The following is a 26,660-nucleotide window of genomic DNA, read 5'->3' as shown; positions in this document are numbered from 1 at the left end:
GGCGCCGTGGGGCGAGCCCGGCGGACTGGCTTGTTGAAAGCGTCATCTGTCGTATATCTTTTACGGTCATACCCGCACGGACGCGCCCGGCGGCCGGGCCGCACGACATGGATGCGACGCGATGAAGCTGACGGCCTACACGAACTTCGCCCTGCGCACGCTGCAGCTCGCCGCGCTCCGCGCGCCTGGCCTCACGCGCGTCGAGGAGGTCTCGCAGGCGCACGGCCTCAGCCGCGCCCACATCACCAAGGTGGTGCATGAGCTCGGCCGCGCCGGCTATCTTGAAACGCTGCGGGGCAGGGGCGGCGGCTTCCGGCTCGCGCGCCCCGCCGCCGAGATCAGCGTGGGCGAGGTGGTGCGGCTGACCGAAGGCCCGATCGAGCTGGTCGAGTGCTTCAATCCGTCCAGCAACACCTGCCCGCTGCTCGGCGTCTGCCGCCTGTCGCTCAAGCTGCACGAGGCGACGGCGGCCTTCTTCGCGGTGCTGGACGGGCTGACGATCGCCGACATCGCCGCCAACCGCGGCGCGCTGCTCGAACGGCTCGACCGGGCCCTTGCGCCAATCTGAGCCGCCGGCGGGGCGTTAGGCGAGCCCGATCAGCATTCCCGCCGCCAGCACCAGCGCGCCGCCGACGACCACCTGCAGCGTCGCGCGCCAGAACGGCGTCTCCATGAAACGGTTCTGAATCCAGGCGATCGCCCACAGCTCCACGAAGACGACCGCGATGGCGATGGCCGTCGCCGTCCAGAAATGCGGGATAAGGTAGGGCAGGGCGTGGCCGAGCCCGCCCACCGCCGTCATCAGGCCCGTCACCACCCCGCGCGTCACCGGCGAGCCGCGCCCGGAGATCACGCCGTCGTCGGAGGCCGCCTCGGTGAAGCCCATCGAGATGCCGGCGCCGACCGACGCCGCGAGCCCGACGAGAAACGTCTGCCAGGTGTCGCCGGTCGCGAAGGCGGCGGCGAAGATCGGCGCCAGCGTGGAGACCGAGCCGTCCATCAGCCCCGCCAGCCCCGGCTGAACATAGGTTAGCACGAAGCGGCGATGGGCCTCCTCGTCCTCGGCCGCCCGACGCTCGGCGGGCAGGTGCGCCCGCTCGAGCTGCGCCCAGGTGTTCTCGTGACCAGCCTCCGCCGCGGCGAGGTCTCCCAGCAGTTTCCGCGTCGCGGCGTCCGTCGCCGAGGCCGCGGCGCGCTGGTAGAAGTCGTGCGCGTCGCTCTCCATGCGCGCGGCTTCCTCGCGGATGCGCTCGAGGCCCAGGGTCTTCATCAGCCAGACCGGGCGACGGGCGTAGAACCCGGCCACATGCTCGCGTCTCAGAAGCGGGATCGCCTCGCCGAAGCGGGTGCGGTGCAGGTCGATCAGGGCGCGGCGGTGGGCGTCCTCGGCGGCGGCGACGCCGTCGAAGGCGGCGGCGGAGTCGGGCGCGCCGTCCTCGCGCAGCCGCGCGGCGAACCAGCGGTAGATCCGCGCGTCGTCCTCCTCCGAGGAGATGGCGAGCGCCAGGATCTCCTGCTCGCTCAGGTCGCTGAACCGGCGCCGAGACGTGAAGCCCGGAATCATCGTGACGCTCCCACTCTGGAATGATTCCAAGCTAGCGCGTCCCCGCCGCCGGCGTCAAACCATGCGGCGGCGACGCGGCGCCGCGCCGCGCGCCCGCCGCTACTGAGCCGCGCCGACCGGCGGCTCCGGCGCGGCGGCCTCGTCGGGCGTCGCCGGGAACCACACCGTGAAGCGCGAGCCCTCGCCGAGCTTGCTGGTCACGCTCAGATCGGCGCGATGGCGGTTCAGGATGTGCTTGGCGATGGCGAGCCCCAGCCCGGTGCCGCCGCGCTCGCGCGAGCGCGCGGCGTCGACGCGGTAGAACCGTTCCGTCAGGCGCGGCAGGTGCTCGCGCGCGATGCCCGGCCCGCTGTCGGCGACCGTGACGCCGATCATGCCCGCCCGGCCCGGCGTCGGCTGGGCGCGCGTCACGCGCACCGGCCCGCCATGGCCGGCGTATTTCACCGCGTTGTCCATCAGGTTGACGAACACCTGCGCCACCTCGTCATGGCTGCCGCGGGTCATCATGCCTTCGCGCGGCAGGCTCACCTCGATGCGCGTGCCCTGCGCCTGCGCAAGGGGAGACAGCGCCGAGGCGACCTCCCAGGCCACCGTCGCCAGATCCACCGGGTCGCGCGGGCGCACATGCTCGTTGATCTCGATGCGGTTGAGCGAGAGCAGATCCTCGACCAGCCGCTTCATGCGCTCGGTCTGCTGCGCCATGATCCGCAGGAAGCGCTCGGTCGCGGCGGGGTCAGACTTCGCGTGGCCCTGCAGCGTCTCGATGAAGCCCGAGATCGAGGCGAGCGGCGTCTTGAGCTCGTGGCTGGCGTAGGCGACGAAGTCGCGGCGCAGCGCCTCGGCCTTGGCGGCGCGGGTGCGGTCCTCCAGCATGATGAGCACGGCAGGCCTCGGCGGCTCCCCGTCGGCCCCCGGCGCCGACAGCTCGGCGCGCGGCAGCGGGCGGATCGCGGCGTGGATCACCCGTTCCTTGGCCCGCTGGAGCGTCACGTCGATGTCGGCCGGGCGCTGGTCGGCGAGCGCAGCGGCGACCGCCTCGGTCATCGCCGGCGCCCGCAGCGCGGCCGCGTAAGGCAGGCCGGCCACCGAGCGCTCGACCACATCCGTCGCTGCGGCGTTCTGGAAGATCACCCGGCCGAATTCGTCGATCAGCAGCACGCCGGCCGGCAGCTGCTCCAGCAGCGCCCGCCCGAGGCCCGGCGCCAGCGCGTCGAGCGTCGGTGGAGGGGCTTGGTCCACAGCCGCGGGGCTCGGCGGCGCGGGCGTTGCGGCGCCGAACCCGCCAAGGCGCGCCACGGCGCAGCCCGCCGCTACCCCGAGAGACGCCCGAAACGCGGCCCCGAGCGCGGCCCCGAACGCCGCCGCCAGCGCGGCCGGCGCGCCTGCGGCCCCTAGCGCGAGCCCCGCCGCGGCCGCGACGCCGGCCGCCGCGAGGATCGCGGGCGCCTCCTCGGCCGCGCGCGCCGCCATGCCCGCCTCTCTCCCGCTCTCGTCCAACGCCGCCTCCCTGTCGCGCGGAGCCATAGCACGGAGGCCGCGCCGCAACGAGAAATATGGAATTCACCGCTGCGTCATATATGTGGAGTCCGGAAGCTGTTACGCAGCCATGCCGAGGGGAGATGCGCCGCCATGATCCGTTACGCCCTGCGCTGCCGAGACGGCCATGGCTTCGAGGCCTGGTTCAGCGACAGCGCGGCCTTCGAGACGCAGCGTGTGGCGGGTCAGGTCGAGTGCGCCCTTTGCGGCGGGCGCGACGTCGAGAAGGCGCTGATGGCCCCGGCCGTGCGCGAGCGCGCAGCGCCCACGCAGGGCGGGCCCGAGCGGCGGGCGGATTCGCCGTCATCGGGGGCGCCGGATCGGACCGCGCCGCTCCCGCCGTCCCCGGGCCGCACGACCTCGAAAGCCGCGACGCCCGGCCCGGCGATGTCAGGCCCCGTCCCGCCGCAGATCGCCCGCGCGCTGGCCGAGCTTCGCGCCCATGTCGAGAAGACCGCCGACTATGTCGGCCCCCGTTTCGCCGAGGAGGCCCGCGCCCGCCACGGCGAGGGAGAGGGCGCGCGCCCCGTCTGGGGCGAGGCCAGCGCCGCGGAGGCGAAGGCGCTGCTGGAGGAGGGTGTTCCCATCGCGCCCCTGCCGCATTTCCCGCGCCGCGACGACTGACCCCCGAAGCCGGAGCGCCGCCATGGGCGTGCTGAACGAATGGCTCGCGGTGGCGCGCTCGCTGCGCGTCTACCGTCTCGACCGGGCCCACGCGAGGGGCCTGCGCCGGATCTACGGGGAGTTCGTCGGGGCCGGCGATCTGGTCATCGACGTCGGCGCCCATGTGGGCGACCGCGTCGCCGCCTTCCGCGCGCTGGGCGCGCGCGTCGTCGCCGTCGAGCCGCAGGCCCGTCTGGTGCGCGTCCTGCGCCTGCTGCATGGCCGCGACCCCGGCGTGCGCGTGCTGCGCGCCGCGCTCGGGCCCGAGGACGGCGAGGCGGTCCTGCTGCTCAATCCCGCCAACCCTACCGTCGCCACCCGCTCGCGCGGCTTCGTCGCCGCCGCCGCGGGCGCGCCGGGCTGGGAGAACCAGCGGTGGCTAGGCCGCGAGACCGTGCCCGCTGCGACGCTCGACGCCCTGATCGCCGCCCACGGCCCGCCGGCCTTCGTCAAGATCGACGTGGAGGGGTTCGAGGCGGAGGTGCTCGCCGGGCTGTCGCTGCCGCCGCCGGCGCTCTCCTTCGAGGTGGTCGCGGCGTTCCGCGGCGCCGGCCGCGCGGCGCTGGCGCGCGCCGCCGCGCTCGGCTACCGCGACTTCCGCCTCTCGCTCGGCGAAAGTCATGTCTGGGCCGGGGAGTGGACCGACGCCGCCGCCATGGACGCCGCCATCGCCGCGCTGCCCGACGCCGCCAACTCCGGCGACGTCTACTGCCGTCGCTGAACTTGCCGCCGCGCCGGCTTCCCTAAGCCCGCAAGCCGGGCCATGCTGCGCTGCGAGGGCGGCGGAGGGCGATCATGGTTGCGGCGATGGCGTGGGACTGGCTGAGCTTCGGCCTGCGATGGCTGCACGTCATCACGGGCATAGCGTGGATCGGCTCGTCGTTCTATTTCATTGCGCTCGATCTGGGCCTGCGCAAGTCGCCGAACCTGCCGCAGGGCGTCGCGGGCGAGGAGTGGCAGGTCCATGGCGGCGGCTTCTACCACATCCAGAAATACATGATCGCTCCGCCGCACATGCCGGAGTATCTGATCTGGTTCAAGTGGGAGGCGTACTCCACCTGGCTGTCGGGCTTCGCGCTGCTGGTGGTGATGTACTACTTCGGGGCCGAGCTCTACATGATCGACCCCGAGATCGCCGACCTCACGCCGTTGCAGGCCTCCGCGATCTCGGTAGCGTCGCTGGCGCTCGGCTGGCTGCTCTACGACAGGCTGTGCAAGTCGCCGCTGGGCGCCGACCAGAACCGGCTCATGCTGATCCTGTTCGGCGTGCTTGCGGTCATGAGCTGGGGCTATGCGCAGGTCTTCACGGGTCGCGCGGCGCTCCTGCATCTCGGCGCCTTCACCGCCACGATCATGGCCGCCAATGTCGCGCACATCATCATCCCCAACCAGCGCAAGGTGGTCGCCGCGCTCAAGGCCGGCGAGACGCCCGCGGCGATCTACGGCGCGCAGGCCAAGCAGCGCTCGCTGCACAACAACTACCTGACGCTGCCGGTGCTTTTCCTCATGCTGTCCGGTCATTATCCGCTCGCCTTCGCAACCGAGTTCAACTGGGTCATCGCCGCGCTGGTGTTCCTGTCGGGCGTGACCATCCGCCACTTCTTCAACACGATGCACGCCGGCGGGGGGATGCTCTGGTGGACCTGGGCCGCGACGGCGGCGCTGTTTCTCGTCATCGTCTGGCTGTCGGGCTTCCGCCCCGAGCCGCGCGAGGAGACGGCGGCGGCGGCTGGCCCGCTTCTGGCGTCGGCGCATTTCGAGGGCGTGCGGGACGTCGTGCTCAGCCGCTGCGCGATGTGTCACGCGGCCGAGCCGCTGTGGGACGGGCTCGCCGTCGCGCCGAAGGGCGTGATGCTGGAGACCGACGCCGACATCCTGCGCCACGCTCACGGCGTCTATCTTCAGGCCGGCGTCAGCCGCGCCATGCCGCCGGGCAACGTGACCTGGCTGGAGCCTCAGGAGCGCGCCCTGATCGCCGCCTGGTACGAGGAGGGCAGGTGAGCGCCGCCGCCCGCCTGCTCCGGGGAACCGTCGTCAGCTTCCGGCCGGGCGAAGACCCCGCGCCGGATGTCCGGGAAGACGGCGCCGTGGTCCTCCGCGACGGCCTGATCGAGGCCGTCGGCGACTGGGCCGAGATCGGCCCGCGCGCCGCAGCCGCCGGTTTGCCGAGCGACGACTGGCGCGGAAAGCTGATCCTGCCCGGCTTCGTCGACCCCCACATCCACTTCCCGCAGGCCCAGGCCACCGCCGTCCACGCCGAGGCCCTGCTCGACTGGCTCGCCCGCGGCGCCTTTCCCGAAGAGGCGCGCTTCGCCGACCCCGAGCATGGGCGCGCGATCGCGCCACGATTCTTCGACGCGCTGATCGCCCATGGCACGACCACCGCCTGCGCCTTCTGCACCTCGCACCCCGCCAGCGTTGAAGCCTTCTTCGCCGAGGCGCTGCGGCGGGAGATGCGGATGCTGGGCGGCAAGGTGCTGATGGACCGCGGCGCGCCCGACGCCCTGCTCGATACGCCAGAGCGCGCCCATGACGAGACCGAGGCGCTGATCGCGCGCTGGCGCGGGCGCGGGCGGCTGGGCTACGCCGTCGCGCCGCGCTTCGCGCTGACCTCCACGCCCGCGCAGCTCGAGGTGGCCGGCGCGCTGGTCGCCGCGCACCCCGACTGCCTCGTGCAGACCCATCTCTCGGAGAACCGCGCCGAGATCGCCGAGGCCGCGCGCCTGTTCCCCGAGGCGCGCGACTACACCGACGTCTACGCCCGCTTCGGCCTGCTCGGGCCGCGCAGCCTGATGGGGCACTGCATCCACCTCTCGGACCGGGAGGCGGCGGCGATGGCCGAGGCCGGCGCCGTCGCCGTCTGGTGCCCGACCTCGAACCTCTTTCTCGGCAGCGGCCTGTTCGATCGCGCGCGCCTCTCCGCCGCCGGCGTGCGAGTCGCGGTGGCGACCGATATTGGCGGCGGCACGGCGTGGGGGCTGCCCAGCACGCTCGGCGCCGCCCATTCTGTCACCCAGCTGCTCGGTCAGCGGCTGCATCCCTTCGAGGCGTTCCGCCTCGCCACGCTGGGGGGCGCCGAGGCGCTGGGCCTCGCCGACCGCATCGGCCGCGTCGCGCCGGGCTTCGAGGCCGATCTCGTGGTGCTCGACCCCGCCGCCACGCCGCAGGCCCGGCTGCGGGCCGAACGGGCCGAAACGCTGGCTGACAGGCTGTTTCTCGTCAGTACACTGGGGGACGACCGCACGGTGGCGGAGACCTATGTCGCCGGCGCCCCGCGCAAGCGCCGCGCAGCGGCGTGACCTGCGCCGCGCCGGCGACGCCGGGGCCGACGGCGCCAGCGAGGCTGACCAGCGAGGCTGAAAGGACGCCAGTGATGCTGAACGACCCGCCGACTGCGGCGCGCTCCGCGCCTGTGCGACGGCTTCGCCACGGCGCCGGCCGGCCGCCGTCTCGTCGCCGGACGGAAGTCGCAGCGCCATGATCGCCGAGACTGACGGCGCGACGCCGGACGACGCGGGTGACGAGGCCGCGCCGGCGCGGGCGGCGCCCGCCCGCCGCGGCGGCGACAGGGGGGGCTGGATCTGGCTTGCGCTGGTCGTGATCGCCGTCGGCTTATTCTTCCTGCGCGTCTCCGCGCCGTGGCCGGTGGAGCGCCTGCAGGCGCTCGGCTTCGACGCGCTCCAGGGCGTGGGTCCGGTCTCCGCGCTGGAGCGGCCCGCGCCGGTGGTCGTCGGCGTCGGCGACCGCAGTATTGCGGAGATCGGCCCGTGGCCGTGGCCGCGCGACCGGCTGGCCGGCGTCGTCGAGGCCGCGACGCAGGCGGGCGCCGAGGTCGTCGTCCTGAACCTGCTGCTCGAGGCGCCGGACGTCCTCGACCCCGACCGCCCCAGGCAGGAGGGCGGCCCGGGCGACGGCGGACCCGGCGACGGCGGCCTGCGCCAGGCCCCGGAGCCGCCGCCGTCGGACGCGGCGCTCGCCGAGGCGCTGCGCAAGGTCCGAAGCGCGCTGGCGACCTCCGTCACCGACCGGCCGGCCTCGAGCGAAAGCCGCGGCCCCTTCGCCCTGACCATGGTCGGCGCGCCGGCGGAGCGGACGCCGGCCTATGAGGGCGTCGCGGCGGCCGCCCAGCCGATCCGCGCAGGCGCCACCACCGAAGGCGCGGCAAACTTGACGCCCGACGCCGACGCCGTGCTCCGCAGGGCGCCGACCGTGTTCTTCGCCGGCGGAGTGGCGCACCCGTCGCTGGCCGTGGCCGCCGTCGCCGCGATGGGCCGCAGCGGAACGGTGATTGCGCGGGAATCCGGCGTGGCCGCCGTCGTGGTGGGCGGGCGCAGGGTGCGCACCGACGCGGCCGGGCGCGTGTTTCTCGACTTCGCCGGCGGCGCCGCGCGCGTGGGCCGCGTCGAGGCGAGCGACCTCGTCGGCGAGGGGGGCGGCTCTGACCGGAGCCCGGGCGGCGCCGAGACGGCCGACGCCGCCAGCGAAGCCGCAAGGCGGGCCGTCGCCGGCCGCGTCGCGGTGATCGGCGTCGACGCGGCGGGCCTCGCGCCGGCGTTCAGCGCGGCCCACGGCGAAGTCATTTCGGGCGCCGAAGTCGTCGCCGTCGCCATCGATGCGCTCATCTCCGGCGCGACGCTCTCGCGACCCCGCGCCCTCGTGCTGGCGGAGCACGCCGCATTTCTGGCGGTGGCGCTGGCGCTCGCGACGGCCTGGGCCAGGCTCTCGCGACTAGCCGCAGCCGGCGCGACGCTGGCCTGCGTCCTCGCATGGCTGGCCGCCGCGGCGATAGTGCGGGTCGCACCGGCGCTCGTCGTCGACGTGGCGGCGCCGATCGGGCTATGGATCGCGCTCGCCGGTTGCGGCGCCCTGCTCGCGTCGCTGCGGCGCGGGCGATCGGCCGAACCCGGCGCAGGTTGATCCCGGCGCCGCGCGAACGAGGGGAACATGATATGCGGAACCGACTGAAGGCGCGGCTCGCCGCGGGTGAGCGCCTGTGCGGGGCCTGGGCGCAGCTCGGCTCGCCGGACGCCGCCGAGGCGCTGGTGCGCGCTGGGTGGGATGTGATCGTCGTGGACTGCGAGCACGGCTGCGCCGGCGTAGAGAGCGCCGCCGGCATGATCCGAGCCGTCGAGGCCGCGGGCGGCGAGGCGATTCTGCGCGTGCCCTTCGGCGACGATGCGACGCTCAAGCGCGCGCTGGACCGCGGCGCGAAGTCGATCATGGCGCCGATGGTCAACGACGCCGCCATCGCCGCCTCGGTCGCGGCCGCATGCCGCTACCCCCCGCTCGGCCGCCGGGGCTTCGCCCGCGCCGTGCGCGCCGCAGGCTATGGAACCGACGTCGGCTATCAGAAGGCCGCGGCCGACGAGCTGCTGCTGATGGTGCAGATCGAGCACGTCACCGCCGTCGCCGAATTCGACGCGATCATGGCGACGCCCGGCGTCGACATGGGCTTTGTCGGGCCGAACGACCTCGCCGGCTCGATGGGCCGGCTCAACGAGCTGGACTGCGCCGAGATGAACGCCGCCCATGCCGAGATCGAGGCGAAGGCCGCCGCCTCGGGCGCCCTCATCGGCACCATCACCCTGCCGGGGCGCGGGTTCCGCGAGCTGTTCGAGCTGGGCTACCGCCTTGTCATCGGGCCGTGCGACACCGCGCTCGTGGTGGCCGGGGCCAGCGCGGCGCTGGCGGCGAAGGACGCCGCGCTGGAGGGTTTTGCTCCCTGAGCCGGCGCCGCTGGGCCGGGGTTCAGCCGCCGCGCGCGGCCGCGAAGGCCGCCATCAGCTCCGCCGCGACCATGGCGGCGATCACGGCCGGGCGCTTGTCCGCCAGCCCGGCGCCGCCCATCGCGCCCACGGGGCAGACGAGCGGGGCGGGGTCCACCCCCCGCCCGCGCGCGAACCGCTCGAAGCGGGCGCGCTTGGTCGCCGAGCCGATCAGCCCGACATAGGCCGCATCGCCCCGCGCCAGCGCCGCCGTCGCGATGAGGAAATCGAGCCCGTGGTCATGGGTCGTCACCACATGGGCCGCCCCGGCCGGGGCGGCGGCCACCTCGGCCTCCGGCAAGGCCGTGAGCCGCCGCTCGACCGCGCCGGGCGCCTGCGCCAGTTCGCTCTCGCGCCCGTCGAGCACCACCGTCCGCACCGGCAGCAGCGCCAGCGCCGCCGCCAGCGCCCGGCCGACATGCCCCGCGCCGTGGATCATCGCGACGGGCCGCGCGGCCGCCTCCGCCGCCGCGAGCGGGCCTGCGTCGCCGCCCGGCTCAAGCCGCAGCCGCACGCGCCCGCCGCAGCACTGGCCGAGATCGGGCCCGAGGGGCAGCGTCAGCGTCTCCGCGCCCGCGCCGGGCCCTGCGCCCTCGCGCAGCATCGCGCGGGCGCGGGCGATGGCGCGGTGCTCCAGGGCGCCGCCGCCGACGCTGCCCTCCACCGTGTTCGCGAACACCCGCATCCAGGCGCCCGGCCCCCGCGGCGCCGAGCCCTCCGCCGCCTCGATCGTCGCCAGCACCCAGGCGGCGCGCTCAGCGGCCACGCAGGCGCTCCGCCGCCATCAGCAGCCTCTCGGGCGTCGCCGGCGCGTCCAGCCGCGGGCACTCGCGGTAGTCGGCCAGCGAGGCCACCGCCATCGACAGCGCCTCCAGCACCGAGGCGGCCAGCATCAGCGGCGGCTCGCCCACGGCCTTGGAGCGCTTGATGGTCATCTCGCGGCACTCCGACCAGTCCGCGAGCGCCACGTTGAAGACGCGCGGGCGATCAGAGGCGAGCGGGATCTTGTAGGTGGACGGCGCGTGGGTCCGCAGCCGGCCCGCTTCGTCCCACCACAGCTCCTCCGAGGTCAGCCATCCCATGCCCTGCACGAAGCCGCCCTCGACCTGTCCGAGGTCGATTTCGGGATTCAGCGATTTGCCGGCGTCGTGCAGGATGTCGACGCGGTCGACGACATGCTCGCCGGTCAGCGTGTCGACCGACACCTCCGAGGCCGCCGCGCCGTAGGCGTAGTAGTAGAACGGCCGCCCCCGGCCCTTTTCCCTGTCCCAATGGACCTTTGGCGTGCGGTAATACCCCGAGGCCGAAAGTTGGACGCGCGCCATGTAGGCCGCCTTCACGACCTGCGCGAAGGGCTCGGCGACGTCGCCCGCCAGCACCATGCCGCCCTCGAATCGCACGCTTTCCGCGCCGACGCCGCGGCTCTCGGCGAGAAACGCCCGCAGCCTGTCGCGGATCGTCGTCGCCGCCGCGAGCGCCGCCATGCCGTTGAGGTCCGCGCCGGAGGAGGCCGCCGTCGCCGAGGTGTTGGGCACCTTGTCGGTCGCCGTCGCCGTCACCCGCACGCGCTCAGGCGACAAACCGAAGACCTCCGCCACCACGCCGCGCACCTTGGTGTGCAGGCCCTGACCCATCTCCGTGCCGCCATGGTTCGCCTGCACCGAGCCGTCCTGGTAGACATGCACCAGCGCGCCGGCCTGATTGTACCAGGTGGCGGTGAAGCTGATGCCGAACTTCACCGGCGTCAGCGCGATTCCCCTGCGCACGATCCGGCTGTCGCGGTTGAAGGCGAGGACCGCCGCGCGTCGCGCCCCATAGTCGGACGACGCCTCCAGCTCCGCGACGAGCCGCGGCAGGATGTTGTCCTCGACCCTTTGATGATAGGGGGTTACGTCGCGACCTTCGCCGTAGAAGTTGAGCTTTCGCACCTCCAGCGGGTCGCGCCCGGTCGCATAGGCGATCTCCTCGATGATGCGCTCGGCGCCGACCACGCCCTGCGGTCCGCCGAAGCCGCGGAAGGCGGTGTTGGAGACGGTGTGCGTCATCTGCGGCTGCGAGACGAGCCGCGCTGCAGGGTAGAAATAGGCGTTGTCGGCGTGGAACAGCGCCCGGTCCGTCACCGGCCCCGACAGGTCCGACGAGAACCCGCACCGCGCCGCGAAACCGGCGTCGACGGCGAGGATGCGCCCGTCATCGTCGAAGCCGACTTCATAGCGCACGCGAAAGTCATGCCGCTTGCCCGTTGAGATCATGTCGTCGTCGCGGTCGGGACGCAGCTTCACCGCGCGGCCCCAGCGCAGCGCCGCCAGCGCCGCGACGACGGCGAACAGGTTGCTCTGGGTCTCCTTTCCGCCGAACGCGCCGCCCATCCGCCGCACCAGCACCGTCACTGCGTTCGCCGGCAGGCCGAGCGCCGCGGCGACCATGTGCTGCACCTCGCTGGGGTGCTGGGTGGAGGAATGGATCACGATCCCGTCGTCCTGCGGGATCGCCAGCGCGATGTGGCCCTCGAGGTAGAAATGGTCCTGCCCGCCGATGCGCATCTCGCCCGAGAGCCGCCGCGGCGCCGCCGCCAGCCCGGCCGCGGCGTCGCCCTGCGACAGCGTCAGCGGCGGCGTGACGAGCGGCAGGCCCATCGCCTCGGCCGCCTCGATGTCGACGGCGTGCGGCAGCGCCTCGTAGTCCGCCCGCGCCAGCCGCGCCGCCGCGCGGGCCTGCGCTCGGGTGGCGGCGACCACGGCGAAGATCGGCTGGCCGTGAAACAGCACGCGGTCCTCGGCGAACACCGGCTCGTCATGGCGGTGGGTGGGCGAGATGTCGTTGACGCAAGGCACGTCCCGCGCCGTCAGCACGCCCGCCACGCCGGGCGCCGCGAGAACCGCCGCGAGGTCGAGCGCGGCGATCCGCGCATGGGCGCGCTCTGACAGGCCGAGGCAGGCGTGCAGGCAGCCTTCCGGCTCGGGCAGGTCGTCGATGTACTCCGCGCGGCCCGAGACGTGCAGCCACGCGCTCTCGTGACGGTCGGCCGTGTCGCCTTCGGGCGGCTTCAGGCGCGGGGCGGGCGACCCCGCCGGAGGCGCGTGGCGGTTCATGTCAGGCGACCTCCAGCCCTTGCGCGCCGGCGTCCTCCAGCGCGAAGCGGCGCAGCAGGTTGGCGGCGGCGATGCGGCGATAGGCGGCCGAGCCGCGCCAGTCGCTGAGCGGCGCGAAGTCCGCCGCCAGCGCCGCCGCCGCGGCCTCCGCCGCCGCCTCGCCCCAGATCTTTCCGACCAGCGCGGCCTCGGCGCACGGGGCGCGGGCGGGCGTGCCGGCCATGCCGCCGAACGCGATGCGGGCCGCCTCGACCGTGCCGGAGGCGTCGAGCCGCAGCCACATCGCGCCGCAGACCGTCGAGATGTCCTCGTCGCGCCGCTTTGAGAGCTTCGCCACGCGGAGCCGCTCGCCGGGCCCCGGAGCGGGCAGGAACACGCTCTCGATGAACTCGTCGGCCGCGCGGTCCTGTTCGCCGTAGCCGAGGAAGAAGTCCTCCAGCGCGGTCTCCCGCCGCGCCGCGCCGCGCCGCAGCGTCAGCCGCGCGCCAAGCGCGATGAAGGGCGGCGGCGTGTCGCCGATAGGCGAACCGTTGGCGATGTTGCCGCCGATCGTGCCCATCGCCCGCACCTGCGGCCCGCCGATCCGCGACCACAGCGCCGCAAGTTCGGGATGCGCCCGCAGCAGGGCGGGCGCCGCCTGCGCATAGCTGACGCAGGCGCCGAGGCGCAGGCCCGCCGCGCTCTCCTCGATGACGTGCAGCTCCCTGACGCCGCCGATGAGGATCGTCGCCCCGACCGGCCGCAGGTTCTTGGTGATCCACAGGCCCACGTCCGTCGCGCCGGCGACCAGCGTCGCCCCCGGCGCCTCCGCCAGCGCGGCGGCGAGGTCGTCGGCGTCGGAGGGGACGATGAGGCGGTCCTCTCCCGCGCCGATGTCGATCCGCGCGCCGTCCGCCATCGCGCGAAGCCGCGCCGCGACCGCCCCGGCGCCGGCCGTCAGCGGATCGGCCTCGCGCGGCGCGGCGCAGGCGGCCTCCGCAGCCCGCACGATGGGGGCGTAGCCGGTGCAGCGGCAGAGGTTGCCCTGCAGCGCGCGGTCGATCTCGGCGTCCGACGGCCTGCCGCCCTGCATCCGGAGCGCGGCCAGCGCCATGACGATCCCCGGCGTGCAGAAGCCGCACTGGCTGCCGTGATGCGCCACCATAGCCGCCTGAACCGGGTGCGGCGCCGCCGGCGTCCCCAGTCCCTCGACCGTTACGACATGGGCGCCGTCGAGCGAACCCGTCAGGCGGATGCAGGCGTTGACCGGCGCATAGGACATGCCGTCGCCGTCCGGCCTGCCGACGAGCACCGTGCAGGCGCCGCAGTCGCCCTCGGCGCAGCCCTCCTTGGTTCCACGCAGCCGGCGCTCCAGCCGCAGGAAGTCGAGCAGCGTGTCGCGCGGGCCGGGCCGCGCCGACACCGCGTCGTCGTTCAGCAGCAGCCGGACATGGTCGCGCGCCATCAGCTTCCCCGGTAGGTCGAGTATCCGTAGGGCGACAGCAGCAGGGGGACGTGATGGTGCCCGCCCTCCGCATCGAGCCCGAAGCGCACCGGAACCACCCCGAGGAACGGCGTCTCCCGCCCGGTCTTCAGGTAGTCCGAGACGTGGAAGCGCAGTTCGTAAACCCCGCTCCGCGGCGTGGCGTCGCCGAGGATCGGCCCGTCCGAGCGGCCGTCGGCGTTGGTGTGGAAGCGCGTCACCAGCGTCTCGCCGTCGCCGTCGAGCCGGTAGAGCTCCACGGCCATGCCGGCGGCGGGTCTGCCGGCGGCGAGGTCCAGCACATGGGTCGTCAGGCTTGCGGCCATTGCGCCTACTCCTTGGGCGGGCAGTCGTTGATCGGGGCGGCCTTCACCACGGGAAAGCAGGCCTCCCAGGCGGCGGTGCGCGGCGGCCATGGCGTCAGCGTCTCCGGGCTCTCGTCGAGTTCTAGAACGCCGAGCGCCTGCAGATCCTTCACCCGGCCGTCGAGGTATTCCTTGAGCACGGTGATGCGCCCATCGGCGAAATGGACCACCCAGACGTCGTTCACCGCCTGCCGCGCGCCGCGCTGGAAGGTGCGGAACTGCACCTCCACCGCCGCGCGGCCGGCCTCCGCGTCGATGGTGAAGGCGTCGGCGGGAAACCAGAAGCTCGTGTCGGCCGCCTGTTCGCAGAAGAGCGCGAGGTCCGCCAGCGCCGCGTCCCGCCCGAGATGCGCCGTGGTCGGGTAGGAGAACGCCACGTCCTCCGCCAGCGCGCGGCGCATCGCCTGCGCGTCGCAGGCCGCCCAGGAGGTCGCGAAGTCGAAGATCAGCGCCTGCGCCATCGCCGCCGTCGTCCCGTCCGCCGCGAGCTTTCCGGCGAACTCGACGCCGGGGCGGACCTCGGCTGCCGGCGCAGCGCCGCAGAGGGCCGCGCCGCCGAGGGAAAGCGCCGCGAGGGCGCGCTTGCTCGACGATCCCATCATCTCTCCCGCACCGTCCGCAGGGGCTGGATAGCCGGGGCGGTTCGGCGCCATGCTGCGCCGCCCGCCACGCGCCCCGGAGCCTCAGCCCATGCGTTACCCCAGAGACCTTGCCGGCTACGGCGCGACCCCGCCAGACCCCAAATGGCCCGGCGGGGCGGTCGTCGCCGTCAATTTCGTCGTCAACTACGAGGAGGGCGGCGAAAACTGCCTGCTCCATGGCGACGCGGGCTCGGAAGCCTTCCTGTCGGAGATCGTCGGCGCGAGCGCCTGGCCCGGCCAGCGCCACTGGAACATGGAGACGATCTACGAGTACGGGGCGCGGGCCGGGTTCTGGCGGCTGCACCGCCTGTTCGTCGACCGGGGCCTTCCGGTGACGGTGTTCGGCGTCGCGACGGCGCTGATGCGCGGCCCGGAACAGGTGGCGGCGATGCGCGAGGCGGGGTGGGAGATCGCCTCCCACGGTCTCAAATGGATCGAGTACAGGGATTTCCCGCGCGAGGACGAGGCCGCCCACATGGCCGAGGCGATCCGCCTGCACGTCGCGGCGACCGGCGAGCGGCCGCACGGCTGGTATCTCGGCCGTTGCTCGATTAATAGCGTCGACCTCGCCAGCGAGGAGGGCGGGTTCGAGTACGTCGCCGACAGCTACGCCGACGATCTGCCCTACTGGCGCGAGCACGAAGGCCGCGCCCAGCTCATCGTTCCCTACACGCTCGACGCCAACGACATGCGCTTCGCCACGCCGCAGGGCTTCAACTCGGGCGACCAGTTCTTCGCCTACCTGCGCGACAGTTTCGACGCCCTGTATGCCGAGGGGCTTGCGGGCAGGCCGGCGATGATGAGCGTCGGGCTGCATTGCCGCCTTGCGGGGCGGCCGGGCAGGGCGGCGGCGCTGGCGCGGTTTCTCGACCATGTGCGCGCCCATGACCGGGCCTGGGTCGCGACGCGGCTTGACATCGCCCGCCACTGGGCGGCGACGCACCCCTTCGCATCGCGCGAAAGACCCTCCGCCATGGACCGCGAGGCGTTCCTAGCCCGCTTCGGGGCCGTGTTCGAGCATTCGCCCTGGGTCGCCGAGCGCGCCCACGCCGCCGAACTCGGCCCGGCCCATGACCGCGCCGCGGGGCTGCACGGCGCGCTCTGCGCGCAGTTCCGGCTCGCCTCGGCCGACGAGCGGCGCGACGTGCTGCGCGCCCATCCCGATCTCGCCGGCAGGCTCGCCGCGGCGCGGCGGCTGACGGCGGAGAGCGCGGCGGAGCAGGCCTCCGCCGGGCTCGACGCGCTGACGGACGCCGAGCGCGCCCGCTTCACGCAGCTCAACGCCGCCTATCAGGAGAAGTTCGGCTTCCCCTTCATCATCGCCGTGCGCGACCACGACAAGGCGTCGATTCTCTACACCTTCGAGGCGCGGCTGGCCGCCGACCCGCCCACGGAGGTCGCCGAGGCGTGCCGGCAGGTCGAGCGCATCGCCCGCCTGCGCCTCGACGCGCTGCTGTCGTGAGGCTCTGGCTCAGGAACCCGCTCGCCATCCTCGCCGAGGGCGCCGGCGGCGGCGTGGTGATCGAAGGCGGGCGCATCGCGGCGCTGGTCGCGCCGGGCTTCGTTCCGGCGCATGACGCGGCGTTCGACGCCTCGGCCCATGTCGTCCTGCCCGGGCTCGTGAACGCGCACCATCATTTCTACCAGACGCTGACGCGCTGCCACCCCGACGCCATCGACCGCCCCCTGTTTCCATGGCTGCAGGCGCTCTATCCGCTCTGGTCGCGGCTGACGCCCGAGGCGCTTCGGCTGGCGACGCGGCTGGCGCTGACCGAACTGCTGATGTCCGGCGTCACGACCTCCTCCGACCACCAGTACGTCTTTCCGGCCGGCATGGACGACGCCATGGACATCCAGGCGGAGGAGGCCGCGCGGCTCGGCGTGCGCATCACGCTCAACCGCGGCTCGATGAACCTCGGGCGAAGCGCGGGCGGCCTGCCGCCGGACGACGTCATCCAGTCCCATGACGCGATCATGGCCGACAGCGCCCGCACGGTGGCGCGCTGGCACGACGCCGGCGAGGGGGCGATGACGCAGGTGGCGCTCGCGCCATGCTCGCCCTTCTCCGTGACGCGCGAGCTGATGCGCGACAGCGCGGCGCTCGCGGCCCAGACGGGCTGCGGCCTGCACACCCATCTCGCCGAGACCGCCGACGAGGACGCCTTCTGCCGCGAAGCCTTCGGCCTGCGCCCGCTCGACTATCTGGAGCAGTGCGGCTGGATGGGCCCGCGCACCTGGCTCGCCCATGGCGTGCACTTCGACGACGGCGAGATCACGCGGCTCGCCGCGGCGGGCGTCGGCGTCTGCCATTGCCCGACTTCGAACATGGTGCTGGCCTCCGGCGCCTGCCGGACGCGGGAAATGGTTGCGGCGGGGGTCAAGCTGGGCCTGGGCGTCGACGGGTCGGCCTCCAACGACAGCTCCAACGCGATGGAGGGCGCGCGCCATGCGCTGATGCTGGCGCGGCACGTCTATGGCGCCGACATGCCCTGCCGCGACGTGCTCGCCTGGGCGACCGAGGGCTCCGCCTCGTGCCTCGGCCGCGCCGACATCGGCCGCATCGCGCCCGGCCTGCAGGCCGATCTGGCGCTTTTCAGGCTTGACGAGCTGCGCTTCTCCGGCGCGCATGATCCGCTTTCGGCGCTGCTGCTCTGCGGCGCGCATCGCGCCGACCGGGCGATGGTCGCCGGCCGCTGGGTGCTGGAACACGGCGCGCCGGTCGGCGTCGACGTCGCCCGCCTTCGCGCCGAGCACGGCGCCATGGCGCTGGCGTTCAGGTAGGGGGCCGGGCCAGGGCGGTCTCGGTCCATCCGCTATGTTCGACCGCCATGCGCGGATTTCAGCCGTCCGCCCCGCGGCGCCTCTTGAGCGATGAGGGCCGCGCCCTCCCTCGGGTGGGCGCTTCGCGACGGCTGAGCGGCGCGGTTTATGGGGCAAACAACTTCGACGGCGCAGCGGGTTGAGGCGTTGCAATGCGCCCTCCCTTGGGGGAGGGAGGGCGCGGCCCGTGCTGGTCGCACGGGCCAAGGGTCGAGCGAGGCGCCTTCAGGCCACAGGCCGCCTTCCGCGCTGAGCCGCCTGTGCTTCGTTCCCCGGGCCTTACTTCGTGCCGAACATCCGGTCGCCGGCGTCGCCCAGCCCCGGCAGGATGTAGCCCTTGTCGTTCAGCTCCCGGTCCAGCGCGGCGGTGAACACGCGCACGTCGGGGTGCGCCTCGGCCATGCGTCGCACGCCCTCCGGCGCGCAGAGCAGCGTCATCATCCGGACGTCCTGGGCGCCGGACTCCTTGACCTTGTCCACCGCCGCCACGGCCGAGTTCGCGGTCGCCAGCATCGGGTCCACGAGGATGACGGGCCGCGCCGCGAGTTCGCTCGGCAGCTTGCAGTAGTACTCCACCGGCTGAAGCGTCTCGTGGTCTCGGTACAGCCCCAGAAAGCCCACCCGCGCCGAAGGCGCCAGTTCCAGCAGCGGCTCCAGCATGCCGTTGCCGGCGCGCAGGATCGAGACCAGCGCCAGCTTCTTGCCCTCGATCTCTGGGCTGTCCATCGCCTCCAGCGGCGTCTCGATGCGGCGCGAGGTCAGCGGCAGGTCGCGCAGCACCTCGTAGCCGAGCAGCAGGCTGATCTCGCGCAGGAGGCGACGGAAGCGCGCCGTCGAGCCATCCTTCTCGCGCATCAGGGTCAGCTTGTGCTGGACGAGGGGGTGATCGACGATCGTGAGGGAGGGGTGTTCGGCGGTCATCGCGTGGCTCCTTGCGTCTGCGGCCATGCTCTACCGCCTGCGCCGGCCGCTGGAAATCGCCGGCGCGCGCAGCGGCCCATCCGCCCGTCGCGTCGTCGCCGTCAGATCAGCGCGTCGCTCAGACCCGTGAGCGCCGCAAACAGCGCGACGGCGGCGGCGGCGACGAGCCCGGCGAAGCCGTGGGCGATGCCGTACTGCGCCATGTCGCCGACCGACCCGCCGCGGGACTTCGCGCGAAAGGCGCCCAGCGCGGCGCCGGCGAGAAAGGCCAGGATCAGGATCATGGCCGCTGATACTTGATGAACGGGGTGCGCACGCCGACTCGGTCGTACAGCATCCGCGCGGCGTAGTTGAACTCCTGCGTCATCCAGTAGACCGTGACCGCGCCGGCCGCGTCCGCCTCGGCGTAGCACGCCTCGATCAGCTTGCGGCCGAGGCCCTCGCCGCGCATGTCCTGATCGACATAGAGATCCTGCAGGTAGCAGGTGTCGCCCTCGCTCCAGCAATGGCGATGGAAGATGAGGTGGGCGAGCCCGACAACGCGGCCGTCGGCCACGGCGACGAGGCCGCGCATCGGCTCGGCGGCGTCGAGCAGCCGCGTGAAAGTCGCCCGGAACACGCTGTCCGGGCGCGTGGTCTCATAGAAGGCGAGATAGTCGGCCCAGAGCCGGCGCCAGTCGCCTTCGTCCTGCGCTTTCAAGGGTCTGATGTCGGTCATGCGTCGCGCTTAGCAGGTCGCGGGGCGCGGCGCCAGCGCGTCGGGCTACTTGCGCAGCCGCCGCGCGTTGGCCGAGGCGGCGACCTTGATCGGCCTGAGCGCGGCCGTCGCGATGGCGGTCGCGTCGCTGCCGCCGGCGGCGGCCATCGCGGCCTTCTGCGCCGCCTGCGCGAAGGCGGCGGGCTTCTCCAGCAGCATCCTCGTCGCCTCGTGCGGCTTCATCGCGCCCATCGCCATCATGGCGGTGCGGCGCAGAACCACTTCGTTCGCGGCGACGCCGAGCTTCGCCATGCCGGTCGCAAGGCGGAACCACGCTTCGTAGGACTTCATCATCGCTTTGGGCGTCATCGCCGCGGCCTCCTGTTGTGCACTGCAACATAGGCGATGTCCCGCAAGAATGCACTCGCCATTTCGTCGCTGGCCGACGCGACGGGCCGCGTGGAGATGGGGTCTTCGAAGGCGGCGCCGGCGGCGGCGTCAGGTCTCGGTTTCGTCGGGGAGATCGTCTCCCGGTCCGCCTGCCGAGGCGGTCCGCAGCGCAAGCGCGCGCAGCGCGCCGCGCATCGCCGCGAGCGCGTCGGGGTCGAGCCCGGTATGGCACTCCACGGCCTGCTGGACGCGGGACGCCGCCGGCTCGAGAGCCGCGCCCGCCTCCGTCAGCGAGATGTGGATCACCCGCCGGTCGGCCGGATCGCGCTGGCGGCGCACCAGACCGTTCTTGGAGAGGCGCTCGAGCAGCGGGCTGAGCGCGTTCTGGGGCAGGCTCAGCCGGTCGGCGATGGTCCCGATGGGGCTCGGCCCGTCCTGCCACAGCGCGAGCATCACGAGATACTGCGGATAGGTGAGCCCGAGTTCGCGCAGCATCGGCCGGTAGGCGCGCACCACCGCGTTGGTCGCGGCGTAGAGCGCGAAGCACAGCTGGTCGTCGAGGCGCAGAGGGCGGGCCGCGAAGTCTTCGGGGCGCGCGGCGCCCGAGCCGCCCTTCGCCCCGGCGGCGCGTCTCGCCACACTCGGCGCTCCGCCAAACGCCACGCGCCCGGCGCGAAGATATGTCTCATCCATGGCGTTCGTCCCACCCCGTCTCATCCTGAAACGGTCCACGTCCTGAGCGGCGTGTCAACCTCGCGCGGCGCATCAGGACGCGTCAGATCAACCGGTCCGGCGCGCGCTGAGGCCTTCGCCGCCCCCCTCCGAGGCCGCGCCCTCTGCTCTTGCCGCGGTGACGCCGGCCGGGCCCTGCGACGGGCGCGCGACGGCGGCGCCGGGCGGCGGGAGCAGCAGCAGGAACGAGGCGCCCGTCGCGTCCGCCGTGCGCTCGAGCGTCAGCGACCCCCCGAGCAGCTCCGCGGTCTTGCGGGCGATGGCGAGACCGAGGCCGGAGCCGCTCGCCGTGCGGGCTGTCTCGGGATCGCCGCGGTTGAAGGGCTCGAAGATCGCGTCGGCGTGGGCGGGCTGGACGCCGCGCCCGGTGTCGACGACCCGCAGGGCGAGCGCGTCGCCCCAGCGCTCGATCTTAACGGCGACCGAGCCGCTCTCGGTGTACTTCACGGCGTTGCCCAGGAGGTTGATCAGCACGCCGCGGACCCGCCGCTCGTCGCCGACCCAGCTCTCCGGCGCGTCGGTGGCGCGCGCCACCGACATGGAGAGCCCCTTGGCGGCGGCGCTCGCCTCGATGGCGCTCAGCGCCTCCCGCGCGACGCGCGCGGGCGCGAAGGCGTCGAGCGATGGCCGCTCCTCGCCCGAGCCTATCCGGCAATAGGTCACGAGATCGTCGACGCAGTCGCTGAGCGCGTTCGCGGAGGCCCGGATCATGGCGTGGACGCGCTGGGTCTGGCCGGGGTCCGACGACGCCTCCAGCAGCGACAGGCCGCCGAGCACGCCGTTCAGGGGCGTGCGCACCTCATGGCTTAGCCCGGCGATGAATCGGGTCTGGCGGGTCAGCGCGGCCTCGGCGGAAAGCCGCGCCATGGTCAGCTCGGCCATCTGGGCGGAGAGTGATTCGTTGATGCGGTTCAGCTCGTCCATCTCTTCGGTCTGGCGGCGCAGGGCCGCGCGCAGGGCCACCGCGGTGTCGACCGCAGCGGCGAGCGTCGAGAGCGTCTCGCGGTCCTGCGCGGACCATTTCCGCGGCTCGCCGTCGATGACGCAGAGCGCGCCGATGGCGCGCCCTTCGGCGTCATGGACCGGCGTTCCGAGATAGGCGACGGCGTTCATGGCCTCGATGGCGCCGTTGTCCCTCAGGGCGGGATGCTTGCGGGCGTCCGGCACGTCGAGCATCTCGCCGCGCGCGACCACATGCTTGCAGATCGAATGCGAGAGCGGCGACGATCCGCGGCGCGCCCAGAACTCCGGAAGGCCGGTCTGCGACAGGAACACCTGCCGCGTGGGCTCGACGACCGTCAGCAGCGCTGCGGACGTGTTCAACGCCGTCGCCGCCAGCCGTGTCAGCCGGTCGAATTCGGCGCCTGAAACGTCGCTCAGCGCGGCTGGGTCGAGCATGTCGGTCATACGGCCTGAATGGGTTCGCCACACGCCTCACCATGCGCCGGAACTCGTTAAGGAGGATTTACGCGACCGGGTCCGGGCACGGGCCCGGGTCCGGCCCGGTGTCCGCATCCGGGCCTTTCGCCGGCGCCCCGGCGCGCCGCACCTCGCCCGCGACGCCGTCCAGCGCGCCGGGCGCGAGGGCCCTGGCCAGCACCCGCGCCGGGTTCGTCGGCGGCGGAAAGACGATGTCCCTCGCCGCCTCGCGCGTGAAGCCGAAGCGACGGTAGTAGGGTTCGTCGCCCACCAGCACGCAGCGCTCCCAGCCGAGTCCCGCCGCCCGCTCCAGCGCATCGACGATGAGCAGCGCGCCGAGCCCCTCGCCCTGCCTGGTCGGGTGGACGGCGACCGGGCCGAGCAGCAGCGTCGGCCGGCCCTCCGTCCCGATCAGCGCCGGCCAGAAGCGGATGCAGCCGGCCAGCGCGTCATACTCGTCGCGCGCGACGCGGCAGAGCGCAGCCACCGGCGCGACGCCCTCGCGCAGGCGGTAGGAGGACAGCGCCGTGCGGCCCGGCGCGAAGGCGAGGTCGAGCAGCGCCTCCACCTCGTCGAGGTCGCGCGGCGTCTCCGGCAGCAGTCTGAACACCTCTCGCCCTCGCTTGCGTAGCGTCGCGGCGCGGCTAGCATGACCCGCACGGCTGAGCCAGCCGCCCCCCACCCGACGAGGATCACATGTTCTACCGACCGGGGCTCGACGCCCACGGCCTGCCGCACAATCCTTTCAACGCGATCGTGACGCCCCGGCCGATCGGCTGGATCTCCTCCCGCGGGGCCGACGGGCGGGACAATCTGGCGCCCTACTCGTTCTTCAACGCGGTCGCCTACACGCCGCCCCAGGTGATGTTCGCCTCCACCGGTTCGAAGCCCGACCGCGGCGACGGCAAGGACAGCCTCGGCAACATCCGCGAGACCGGCGTCTTCTGCGTCAACATCGTGGAATATGCCGCGCGCGACGCGATGAACGCGAGCTCCGCCGGCTTCGGCCGCGACGTGGACGAGTTCGAGGAGGCGGGGATCGCCCGCGAGCCGTGCCGCGAGATCGCCTGTTCGCGCGTCGCAGGCGCGCCCGCCGCGCTGGAATGCCGGCTCACCCAGATCGTGAAGCTGCCGGGCGCGGCGAACCATGTCGCCTTCGGCGAGGTCGTCGGCGTGCACCTGCGCGACGACTGCGTTGTGGCGGGCCGGTTCGACGTGACCCGCTTCAACCCGCTGTCCCGCCTCGGCTACCAGGATTACGCCGTCGTGCGCGAAGTGTTCGCGATGGCCCGGCCCGGCGAAGGCTGAGCCGAAGAAAGCCGGGGCTGCGAATGCCGAGCCGGCGCGGGGCCGCGCGTCACGGCCATTTCGCCTCTGGCGGCAGGCTCATCAGCACCGCCTCGGGGTTGTGGCCGGTCTCCAGCCCGAAGCGGGTGCCGCGGTCGTAGACGAGGTTGAACTCGGCGTAGCGGCCGCGGCGCACGAGTTGGTGCTCGCGGTCGGCGTCGGTCCATCGCTCGAATCGGCGCTTCTCGGTGATCGGCGCGAAGGCGTCGAGGAAGGCGCGGCCGACGTCCTGCGTGAAGGCGAAGTCGGCCTCCCAGTCCCCGGTGCAGTGGTCGTCATAGAAGATGCCGCCGACGCCGCGCGGCTCGTTCCAGTGACGGATCATGAAGTAGTCGTCGGCCCACGCCTTGTACTTGGGATAGAAGGCGGCGTCGTGGCGGTCGCAGGCCTCCTTCAGGACGCCGTGGAAGAAGGCGGTGTCCTCGTCGACCGCGACCATCGGGTTGAGGTCGGTCCCGCCGCCGAACCACCAGCAGAACGGCGTCCAGAACATCCGCGTGTTCATGTGGACGGCCGGCGCCTTGGGGCTGCGCATGTGCGCCACCAGCGACACGCCCGACGCCCAGAAGCGCGGGTCGGTCGAGAGGCCGGGGATCGCTCGGCGCGCCGTCAGGCTGCGCTGCGCCTGATCGCCGAGCCTGCCATACACCTCCGAGACGTTGACGCCGACCTTCTCGAACAGCCGCCCGCCGCGCATCACGCTCATCACGCCGCCGCCCTGGTCGCCGCCCTTCTCGCCCTCGGGGCCCTCGCCGGCGCGGCGCGTCTCCTTGCGCTCGAAGCGGCCGGCGGGGAGATGGGCGAAGGGCCCTTCGGTCTGCTCGTCCTCCAGCCTTTCGAACGCGGCGCAGATCGTGTCGCGCAGCGAGACGAACCACGCGGCCGCGCGGGCCCGCTCCTCGGCGAGCTGGGCGGCCTGCGCGGGGGCGGCGGCGGGTCGGGCGGGCGCGTCGGCGGCCTGGTTCATCGTTGTCCTCGTCTCATGGGCTCCCACGGGTTAGGCTTTGGGGGCAATACGGGCAATATGGCCCAACGTCGCGATGGGAGGGCCGGATGAAGGGCTTGGGACCGGGCGGAATGATGGTGGCCAGCGGCGCAGCGGCGAAGGGCTGGAGGCCGACGCCGTGCCCCGCCTGCGGCTCCCCCCTCGACATCGGCGCGCCGGAGAGCGCCTGCGTCGCCGGGCGCTGCCGCGCTTCCGAGCGGGAGGCCGCGGCGGCGGCGGTCGTGGCGAAGGCCGAGGCGGAGCGGCTGCGCAGCAGGGCCGGGGCGCTTGAAGCGGCGGGGGCCGAAGTCGCCGCCGCGCTTGCCGCCGTCGGCGTGTCGCCGGAGGACGCGCTCGTGACCGACGCGCCCTTCTTCGACCCCGGGATCGTGACGGCGCGGCCCGACCAGCGCGCCGCGTTCCTCGCCCATCTCGACGCGATCGTGGCGGAGGGCTTCGCGGCGGCGCCGGCGCCGGCGTCCGACGCCGCCCGCCTGAAGGGCGAGGCGGAGGAGGCGCCGGCGCTCACCGCGGCCTGCGCGGTCTGCCGGGGCCGCTGCTGCCGCCTGGGCGCGGCGAGCCACGCCTTCCTCAGTGCGGACGAGATCGCCCGCGCGCGCCGCGACCGGCCGCAGGACGACGCGGAGGCCGTGAAGCGTCGCTACCTCGACCTTCTGCCCGACGATCCGGTGGAAGGCTCCTGCCTCTATCACGGGCCGATGGGCTGCACGCTGCCGCGCGCGATGCGCGCCGACATCTGCAACGACTTTCACTGCACCGAGCAGCGCACCATCGCGCGGGAGATGGCGGAGCGGCCGCGCAGGGCGGTCGCGGTGGTCTCGCGCGACGGCGCCGCGCCGCTTGCGGTGGGCGTGATCGACGTCGCGGCGGCGGAGGCGGACGGCTTCGCCGCCGGCTTCCGCGAGACCTGGCGGCGCGGCGCGCCGCGCGCCGCCGGCGACTGACGCGGCGGCGGAACCCCGGAGGGAAGGAGAGCGATGACGGAAGCCGAAGCGAAGCGCGTCAGGGCGCGCGGCATGGCGGGTCTCGGCGTCGCTGCGGTCGCGATCGCGGCGCTGGGCCTCGGCGGGCCGGCGATGCTGGCGGCGACGGGCGACCCGTCGCCGGTGCTGCCCTATTATCCGTTCGGCTGGGCCATCGCCATCGGCGGCTGGCTCTACTGGCTGCGCAGCTGGCGCGCCGCGCGGCGGAGCGAGCGGTGAGCGAGGCCGGAGCGACGCCGCCCCGCGCGGCGTTCAAGCCTCGCGCCTGCGCCCGCTGCGGCGCGCCGATCACGCCCAACGAGGCCGTCTCCGGCGGACACTGCTCTGCGCCCGCCTGCGCCGCGGCGTCGCGCCGGGCGGCCGTGGACGGCGTCGCCGCCCGGCGCGAGGCCGAGCGGCTGGAGGCCCGCGCCGCGGCGCTCAGGGCGGCCGAGCCCGCGATCGCGGCGGCCCGCGCCGCGCTGGGCGGCGCGCCGGGCGATGCGCTGACGATGGACGCGCCCTTCACCGAGCGGCGGCTGGCGCCCGCCGACCGGGCGCAGCAGGCGGCCTTCCTCGCGCATCTGGAAGGCGTCGTCGCGGCCGGTTTCGCGCTGCCCGCCGTCGATGCCGAGGCGACGCAGGACGCCGAAGCCGCCGCCGCCGCGCCGCAGGCCGCCGGCGTCGCGGCCTGCGCGGCGTGTCGCGGCTGGTGCTGCCAGCACGGCGCAGGGCGGATGGCGTTCCTGAGCGCGAAGGACATCGCCCGCCAGCGCGCCCGGCGGCCGGAGGCCGACGCTGCGGCGATGCTGGCGCTCTACCGAGACGCGCTGCCGGACCGCTCGCTCCACGGCTCATGCGTCTATCACGGGGCGCAGGGCTGCGTCCTGCCGAGGTCGCTGCGGGCCGAGACCTGCAACGCGTTCCGCTGCTTCGAGCTGCGCGAGATCGACCAGGCGCTCGCGCGGTCGCGCAGGCGCCGGCTCGTCGTCGTGGCGCGCAACGGCGGTCGCCCGCGCGCCTTCGGCGCCGTGGACCTCGACCGCGCCGACCGCGAGGGGCTCTCGGCGGTGACGGTGGCGCCCATCGGCGGCGGACCGGGCGGCGGCGACTGACGCCGCCCGCGCGCGCCTGCCGCTTCCCGGCTGACAACCGCCGCGATTCGCGGTAGGCACGCGGCGTCGTGTGCGGGAGGATCCTCGATGCATCGATCCGGAGCGCTGACCGGCGCATGACCGCCGCGCCCGCATGGCGCGGGCCGACCGTCCATCCCTTCCG

28 protein-coding genes are annotated in these 26,660 nt (G+C 73.7%); 13 read left to right on the top strand and 15 right to left on the bottom strand.

Annotated elements, in window-relative coordinates; translation table 11 throughout:
* Window positions 1–121: 121 nt before the first annotated feature.
* Window positions 122–568, top strand: coding sequence for an RrF2 family transcriptional regulator (locus BLW43_RS06750; protein ID WP_093250747.1), 447 nt, complete (start codon window positions 122–124; stop codon window positions 566–568).
* A 15-nt stretch (window positions 569–583) separates the two neighbouring features.
* Here BLW43_RS06750 and mbfA read toward each other — a convergent pair whose 3' ends face one another.
* Both mbfA and BLW43_RS06740 read right to left on the bottom strand, forming a co-directional pair.
* Window positions 584–1,564: an iron exporter MbfA gene (mbfA, locus tag BLW43_RS06745; protein ID WP_093250746.1), complete on the bottom strand. Its 981-nt coding sequence runs from the start codon at window positions 1,562–1,564 to the stop codon at window positions 584–586.
* A gap of 99 nt (window positions 1,565–1,663) precedes the next feature.
* Entirely contained in the window at window positions 1,664–3,034 is a 1,371-nt protein-coding gene (locus BLW43_RS06740; protein WP_139283996.1) for a sensor histidine kinase, read from the bottom strand.
* Window positions 3,035–3,193: 159 nt separating this feature from the next.
* Between BLW43_RS06740 and BLW43_RS06735 the strand changes: the two genes are divergently transcribed.
* The 6 genes from BLW43_RS06735 (at window position 3,194) to BLW43_RS06710 (ending at window position 9,489) form a co-directional block, all read left to right on the top strand.
* Complete coding sequence (locus tag BLW43_RS06735; RefSeq protein WP_093250744.1) at window positions 3,194–3,724, top strand: DUF1178 family protein; 531 nt, start codon at window positions 3,194–3,196, stop codon at window positions 3,722–3,724.
* Window positions 3,725–3,746: 22 nt separating this feature from the next.
* Entirely contained in the window at window positions 3,747–4,484 is a 738-nt protein-coding gene (locus BLW43_RS06730; RefSeq protein WP_093250743.1) for an FkbM family methyltransferase, read from the top strand.
* 74 nt (window positions 4,485–4,558) lie between these two features.
* Window positions 4,559–5,764: a urate hydroxylase PuuD gene (locus BLW43_RS06725; protein WP_425441168.1), complete on the top strand. Its 1,206-nt coding sequence runs from the start codon at window positions 4,559–4,561 to the stop codon at window positions 5,762–5,764.
* Complete coding sequence (gene guaD / locus BLW43_RS06720) at window positions 5,761–7,062, top strand: guanine deaminase (RefSeq protein ID WP_217632111.1); 1,302 nt, start codon at window positions 5,761–5,763, stop codon at window positions 7,060–7,062. Before BLW43_RS06725 ends, guaD begins: the two co-directional genes overlap by 4 nt.
* A gap of 178 nt (window positions 7,063–7,240) precedes the next feature.
* On the top strand, window positions 7,241–8,680 hold the full coding sequence (locus tag BLW43_RS06715) for a CHASE2 domain-containing protein (protein ID WP_093250741.1): 1,440 nt from the start codon (window positions 7,241–7,243) through the stop codon (window positions 8,678–8,680).
* 32 nt (window positions 8,681–8,712) lie between these two features.
* Window positions 8,713–9,489 carry an HpcH/HpaI aldolase family protein gene (locus BLW43_RS06710; protein ID WP_093250734.1) on the top strand — a complete coding sequence of 259 codons (777 nt, stop codon included), beginning with the start codon at window positions 8,713–8,715 and terminating at the stop codon, window positions 9,487–9,489.
* A 22-nt stretch (window positions 9,490–9,511) separates the two neighbouring features.
* Here BLW43_RS06710 and xdhC read toward each other — a convergent pair whose 3' ends face one another.
* Genes xdhC through BLW43_RS06685 form a run of 5 tightly spaced genes read right to left on the bottom strand, consistent with a single transcriptional unit; the run spans window position 9,512 to window position 15,100 of the window.
* Window positions 9,512–10,294, bottom strand: coding sequence for a xanthine dehydrogenase accessory protein XdhC (gene xdhC, locus BLW43_RS06705; protein ID WP_093250730.1), 783 nt, complete (start codon window positions 10,292–10,294; stop codon window positions 9,512–9,514).
* Window positions 10,284–12,620, bottom strand: coding sequence for a xanthine dehydrogenase molybdopterin binding subunit (gene xdhB, locus BLW43_RS06700; RefSeq protein ID WP_093250726.1), 2,337 nt, complete (start codon window positions 12,618–12,620; stop codon window positions 10,284–10,286). Before xdhB ends, xdhC begins: the two co-directional genes overlap by 11 nt.
* A gap of 1 nt (window position 12,621) precedes the next feature.
* Window positions 12,622–14,064 (bottom strand): xanthine dehydrogenase small subunit, encoded by a 1,443-nt coding sequence (gene xdhA, locus BLW43_RS06695; RefSeq protein ID WP_093250723.1) that lies wholly within the window; start codon window positions 14,062–14,064, stop codon window positions 12,622–12,624.
* Entirely contained in the window at window positions 14,064–14,408 is a 345-nt protein-coding gene (gene uraH / locus BLW43_RS06690; protein ID WP_093250714.1) for a hydroxyisourate hydrolase, read from the bottom strand. The genes xdhA and uraH overlap by 1 nt, the downstream gene beginning before the upstream one ends.
* Window positions 14,409–14,413: 5 nt before the next feature.
* Entirely contained in the window at window positions 14,414–15,100 is a 687-nt protein-coding gene (locus tag BLW43_RS06685; RefSeq protein WP_175478786.1) for a nuclear transport factor 2 family protein, read from the bottom strand.
* A gap of 37 nt (window positions 15,101–15,137) precedes the next feature.
* Here BLW43_RS06685 and puuE point away from each other — a divergent pair, with 37 nt between their 5' ends.
* Together puuE and BLW43_RS06675 are read left to right on the top strand one after the other, a co-directional pair.
* Window positions 15,138–16,550, top strand: a complete 1,413-nt coding sequence (gene puuE, locus BLW43_RS06680; RefSeq protein WP_093250711.1) for an allantoinase PuuE — start codon at window positions 15,138–15,140, stop codon at window positions 16,548–16,550.
* Window positions 16,547–17,869 carry an 8-oxoguanine deaminase gene (locus BLW43_RS06675; protein ID WP_093250709.1) on the top strand — a complete coding sequence of 441 codons (1,323 nt, stop codon included), beginning with the start codon at window positions 16,547–16,549 and terminating at the stop codon, window positions 17,867–17,869. The genes puuE and BLW43_RS06675 overlap by 4 nt, the downstream gene beginning before the upstream one ends.
* A gap of 318 nt (window positions 17,870–18,187) precedes the next feature.
* On the opposite strand, the gene upp is transcribed toward BLW43_RS06675, so the two are convergent.
* The 7 genes from upp to BLW43_RS06640 form a co-directional block, all read right to left on the bottom strand.
* Window positions 18,188–18,829 carry a uracil phosphoribosyltransferase gene (gene upp, locus BLW43_RS06670; RefSeq protein ID WP_093250706.1) on the bottom strand — a complete coding sequence of 214 codons (642 nt, stop codon included), beginning with the start codon at window positions 18,827–18,829 and terminating at the stop codon, window positions 18,188–18,190.
* Window positions 18,830–18,930: 101 nt separating this feature from the next.
* Window positions 18,931–19,113, bottom strand: coding sequence for a hypothetical protein (locus tag BLW43_RS06665; RefSeq protein WP_093250704.1), 183 nt, complete (start codon window positions 19,111–19,113; stop codon window positions 18,931–18,933).
* On the bottom strand, window positions 19,110–19,547 hold the full coding sequence (locus BLW43_RS06660; RefSeq protein ID WP_093250701.1) for a GNAT family N-acetyltransferase: 438 nt from the start codon (window positions 19,545–19,547) through the stop codon (window positions 19,110–19,112). The genes BLW43_RS06665 and BLW43_RS06660 overlap by 4 nt, the downstream gene beginning before the upstream one ends.
* Window positions 19,548–19,592: 45 nt before the next feature.
* Complete coding sequence (locus BLW43_RS06655) at window positions 19,593–19,895, bottom strand: hypothetical protein (RefSeq protein ID WP_093250698.1); 303 nt, start codon at window positions 19,893–19,895, stop codon at window positions 19,593–19,595.
* A 129-nt stretch (window positions 19,896–20,024) separates the two neighbouring features.
* A complete protein-coding gene (locus BLW43_RS06650) occupies window positions 20,025–20,555 on the bottom strand; it encodes a MarR family winged helix-turn-helix transcriptional regulator (RefSeq protein WP_217632110.1) in 531 nt (176 codons plus the stop codon).
* Window positions 20,556–20,696: 141 nt separating this feature from the next.
* Window positions 20,697–22,046 (bottom strand): GAF domain-containing sensor histidine kinase, encoded by a 1,350-nt coding sequence (locus tag BLW43_RS06645; protein WP_175478785.1) that lies wholly within the window; start codon window positions 22,044–22,046, stop codon window positions 20,697–20,699.
* 67 nt (window positions 22,047–22,113) lie between these two features.
* Window positions 22,114–22,677: a GNAT family N-acetyltransferase gene (locus tag BLW43_RS06640; protein WP_093250690.1), complete on the bottom strand. Its 564-nt coding sequence runs from the start codon at window positions 22,675–22,677 to the stop codon at window positions 22,114–22,116.
* 86 nt (window positions 22,678–22,763) lie between these two features.
* Here BLW43_RS06640 and BLW43_RS06635 point away from each other — a divergent pair, with 86 nt between their 5' ends.
* Entirely contained in the window at window positions 22,764–23,375 is a 612-nt protein-coding gene (locus BLW43_RS06635) for a flavin reductase family protein (RefSeq protein ID WP_093250689.1), read from the top strand.
* A 49-nt stretch (window positions 23,376–23,424) separates the two neighbouring features.
* Here the strand turns inward: BLW43_RS06635 and hemF are convergent, their stop codons facing one another.
* The gene (gene hemF, locus BLW43_RS06630) at window positions 23,425–24,381 is read right to left on the bottom strand and encodes an oxygen-dependent coproporphyrinogen oxidase (protein ID WP_093250685.1); all 957 of its coding nucleotides are present in this window, start codon (window positions 24,379–24,381) and stop codon (window positions 23,425–23,427) included.
* 86 nt (window positions 24,382–24,467) lie between these two features.
* Here hemF and BLW43_RS06625 point away from each other — a divergent pair, with 86 nt between their 5' ends.
* From BLW43_RS06625 to BLW43_RS06615, 3 genes are read left to right on the top strand one after another with little or no spacing between them, the layout of a single operon-like run.
* Window positions 24,468–25,364, top strand: a complete 897-nt coding sequence (locus tag BLW43_RS06625) for a hypothetical protein (RefSeq protein WP_139283995.1) — start codon at window positions 24,468–24,470, stop codon at window positions 25,362–25,364.
* A 33-nt stretch (window positions 25,365–25,397) separates the two neighbouring features.
* On the top strand, window positions 25,398–25,622 hold the full coding sequence (locus tag BLW43_RS06620; RefSeq protein ID WP_093250679.1) for a hypothetical protein: 225 nt from the start codon (window positions 25,398–25,400) through the stop codon (window positions 25,620–25,622).
* Window positions 25,619–26,497 carry a hypothetical protein gene (locus tag BLW43_RS06615; protein ID WP_093250676.1) on the top strand — a complete coding sequence of 293 codons (879 nt, stop codon included), beginning with the start codon at window positions 25,619–25,621 and terminating at the stop codon, window positions 26,495–26,497. Before BLW43_RS06620 ends, BLW43_RS06615 begins: the two co-directional genes overlap by 4 nt.
* Window positions 26,498–26,660 lie beyond the last annotated feature (163 nt).

The organism is Rubrimonas cliftonensis (assembly GCF_900107585.1).
GTDB classification, from domain to species: domain Bacteria; phylum Pseudomonadota; class Alphaproteobacteria; order Rhodobacterales; family Rhodobacteraceae; genus Rubrimonas; species Rubrimonas cliftonensis.
The sequence above is the reverse complement of the archived record's forward strand: the minus strand, read 5'-3'. Positions and strand labels throughout refer to the sequence as shown.

Coding starts and splice junctions, on each gene's coding strand:
- BLW43_RS06665 (WP_093250704.1), bottom strand. CDS start 19,113: ATGATCCTGATCCTGGCCTTTCTCGCCGGCGCCGCGCTGGGCGCCTTT.
- BLW43_RS06710 (WP_093250734.1), top strand. CDS start 8,713: ATGCGGAACCGACTGAAGGCGCGGCTCGCCGCGGGTGAGCGCCTGTGC.
- BLW43_RS06735 (WP_093250744.1), top strand. CDS start 3,194: ATGATCCGTTACGCCCTGCGCTGCCGAGACGGCCATGGCTTCGAGGCC.
- BLW43_RS06725 (WP_425441168.1), top strand. CDS start 4,559: ATGGTTGCGGCGATGGCGTGGGACTGGCTGAGCTTCGGCCTGCGATGG.
- BLW43_RS06655 (WP_093250698.1), bottom strand. CDS start 19,895: ATGACGCCCAAAGCGATGATGAAGTCCTACGAAGCGTGGTTCCGCCTT.
- BLW43_RS06620 (WP_093250679.1), top strand. CDS start 25,398: ATGACGGAAGCCGAAGCGAAGCGCGTCAGGGCGCGCGGCATGGCGGGT.
- uraH (WP_093250714.1), bottom strand. CDS start 14,408: ATGGCCGCAAGCCTGACGACCCATGTGCTGGACCTCGCCGCCGGCAGA.
- upp (WP_093250706.1), bottom strand. CDS start 18,829: ATGACCGCCGAACACCCCTCCCTCACGATCGTCGATCACCCCCTCGTC.
- xdhA (WP_093250723.1), bottom strand. CDS start 14,064: ATGGCGCGCGACCATGTCCGGCTGCTGCTGAACGACGACGCGGTGTCG.
- BLW43_RS06645 (WP_175478785.1), bottom strand. CDS start 22,046: ATGCTCGACCCAGCCGCGCTGAGCGACGTTTCAGGCGCCGAATTCGAC.
- BLW43_RS06685 (WP_175478786.1), bottom strand. CDS start 15,100: ATGGCGCCGAACCGCCCCGGCTATCCAGCCCCTGCGGACGGTGCGGGA.
- puuE (WP_093250711.1), top strand. CDS start 15,138: ATGCGTTACCCCAGAGACCTTGCCGGCTACGGCGCGACCCCGCCAGAC.
- BLW43_RS06750 (WP_093250747.1), top strand. CDS start 122: ATGAAGCTGACGGCCTACACGAACTTCGCCCTGCGCACGCTGCAGCTC.
- BLW43_RS06740 (WP_139283996.1), bottom strand. CDS start 3,034: ATGGCGGCGCGCGCGGCCGAGGAGGCGCCCGCGATCCTCGCGGCGGCC.
- mbfA (WP_093250746.1), bottom strand. CDS start 1,564: ATGATTCCGGGCTTCACGTCTCGGCGCCGGTTCAGCGACCTGAGCGAG.
- BLW43_RS06730 (WP_093250743.1), top strand. CDS start 3,747: ATGGGCGTGCTGAACGAATGGCTCGCGGTGGCGCGCTCGCTGCGCGTC.
- BLW43_RS06715 (WP_093250741.1), top strand. CDS start 7,241: ATGATCGCCGAGACTGACGGCGCGACGCCGGACGACGCGGGTGACGAG.
- BLW43_RS06660 (WP_093250701.1), bottom strand. CDS start 19,547: ATGACCGACATCAGACCCTTGAAAGCGCAGGACGAAGGCGACTGGCGC.
- BLW43_RS06635 (WP_093250689.1), top strand. CDS start 22,764: ATGTTCTACCGACCGGGGCTCGACGCCCACGGCCTGCCGCACAATCCT.
- hemF (WP_093250685.1), bottom strand. CDS start 24,381: ATGAACCAGGCCGCCGACGCGCCCGCCCGACCCGCCGCCGCCCCCGCG.
- xdhB (WP_093250726.1), bottom strand. CDS start 12,620: ATGAACCGCCACGCGCCTCCGGCGGGGTCGCCCGCCCCGCGCCTGAAG.
- BLW43_RS06625 (WP_139283995.1), top strand. CDS start 24,468: ATGAAGGGCTTGGGACCGGGCGGAATGATGGTGGCCAGCGGCGCAGCG.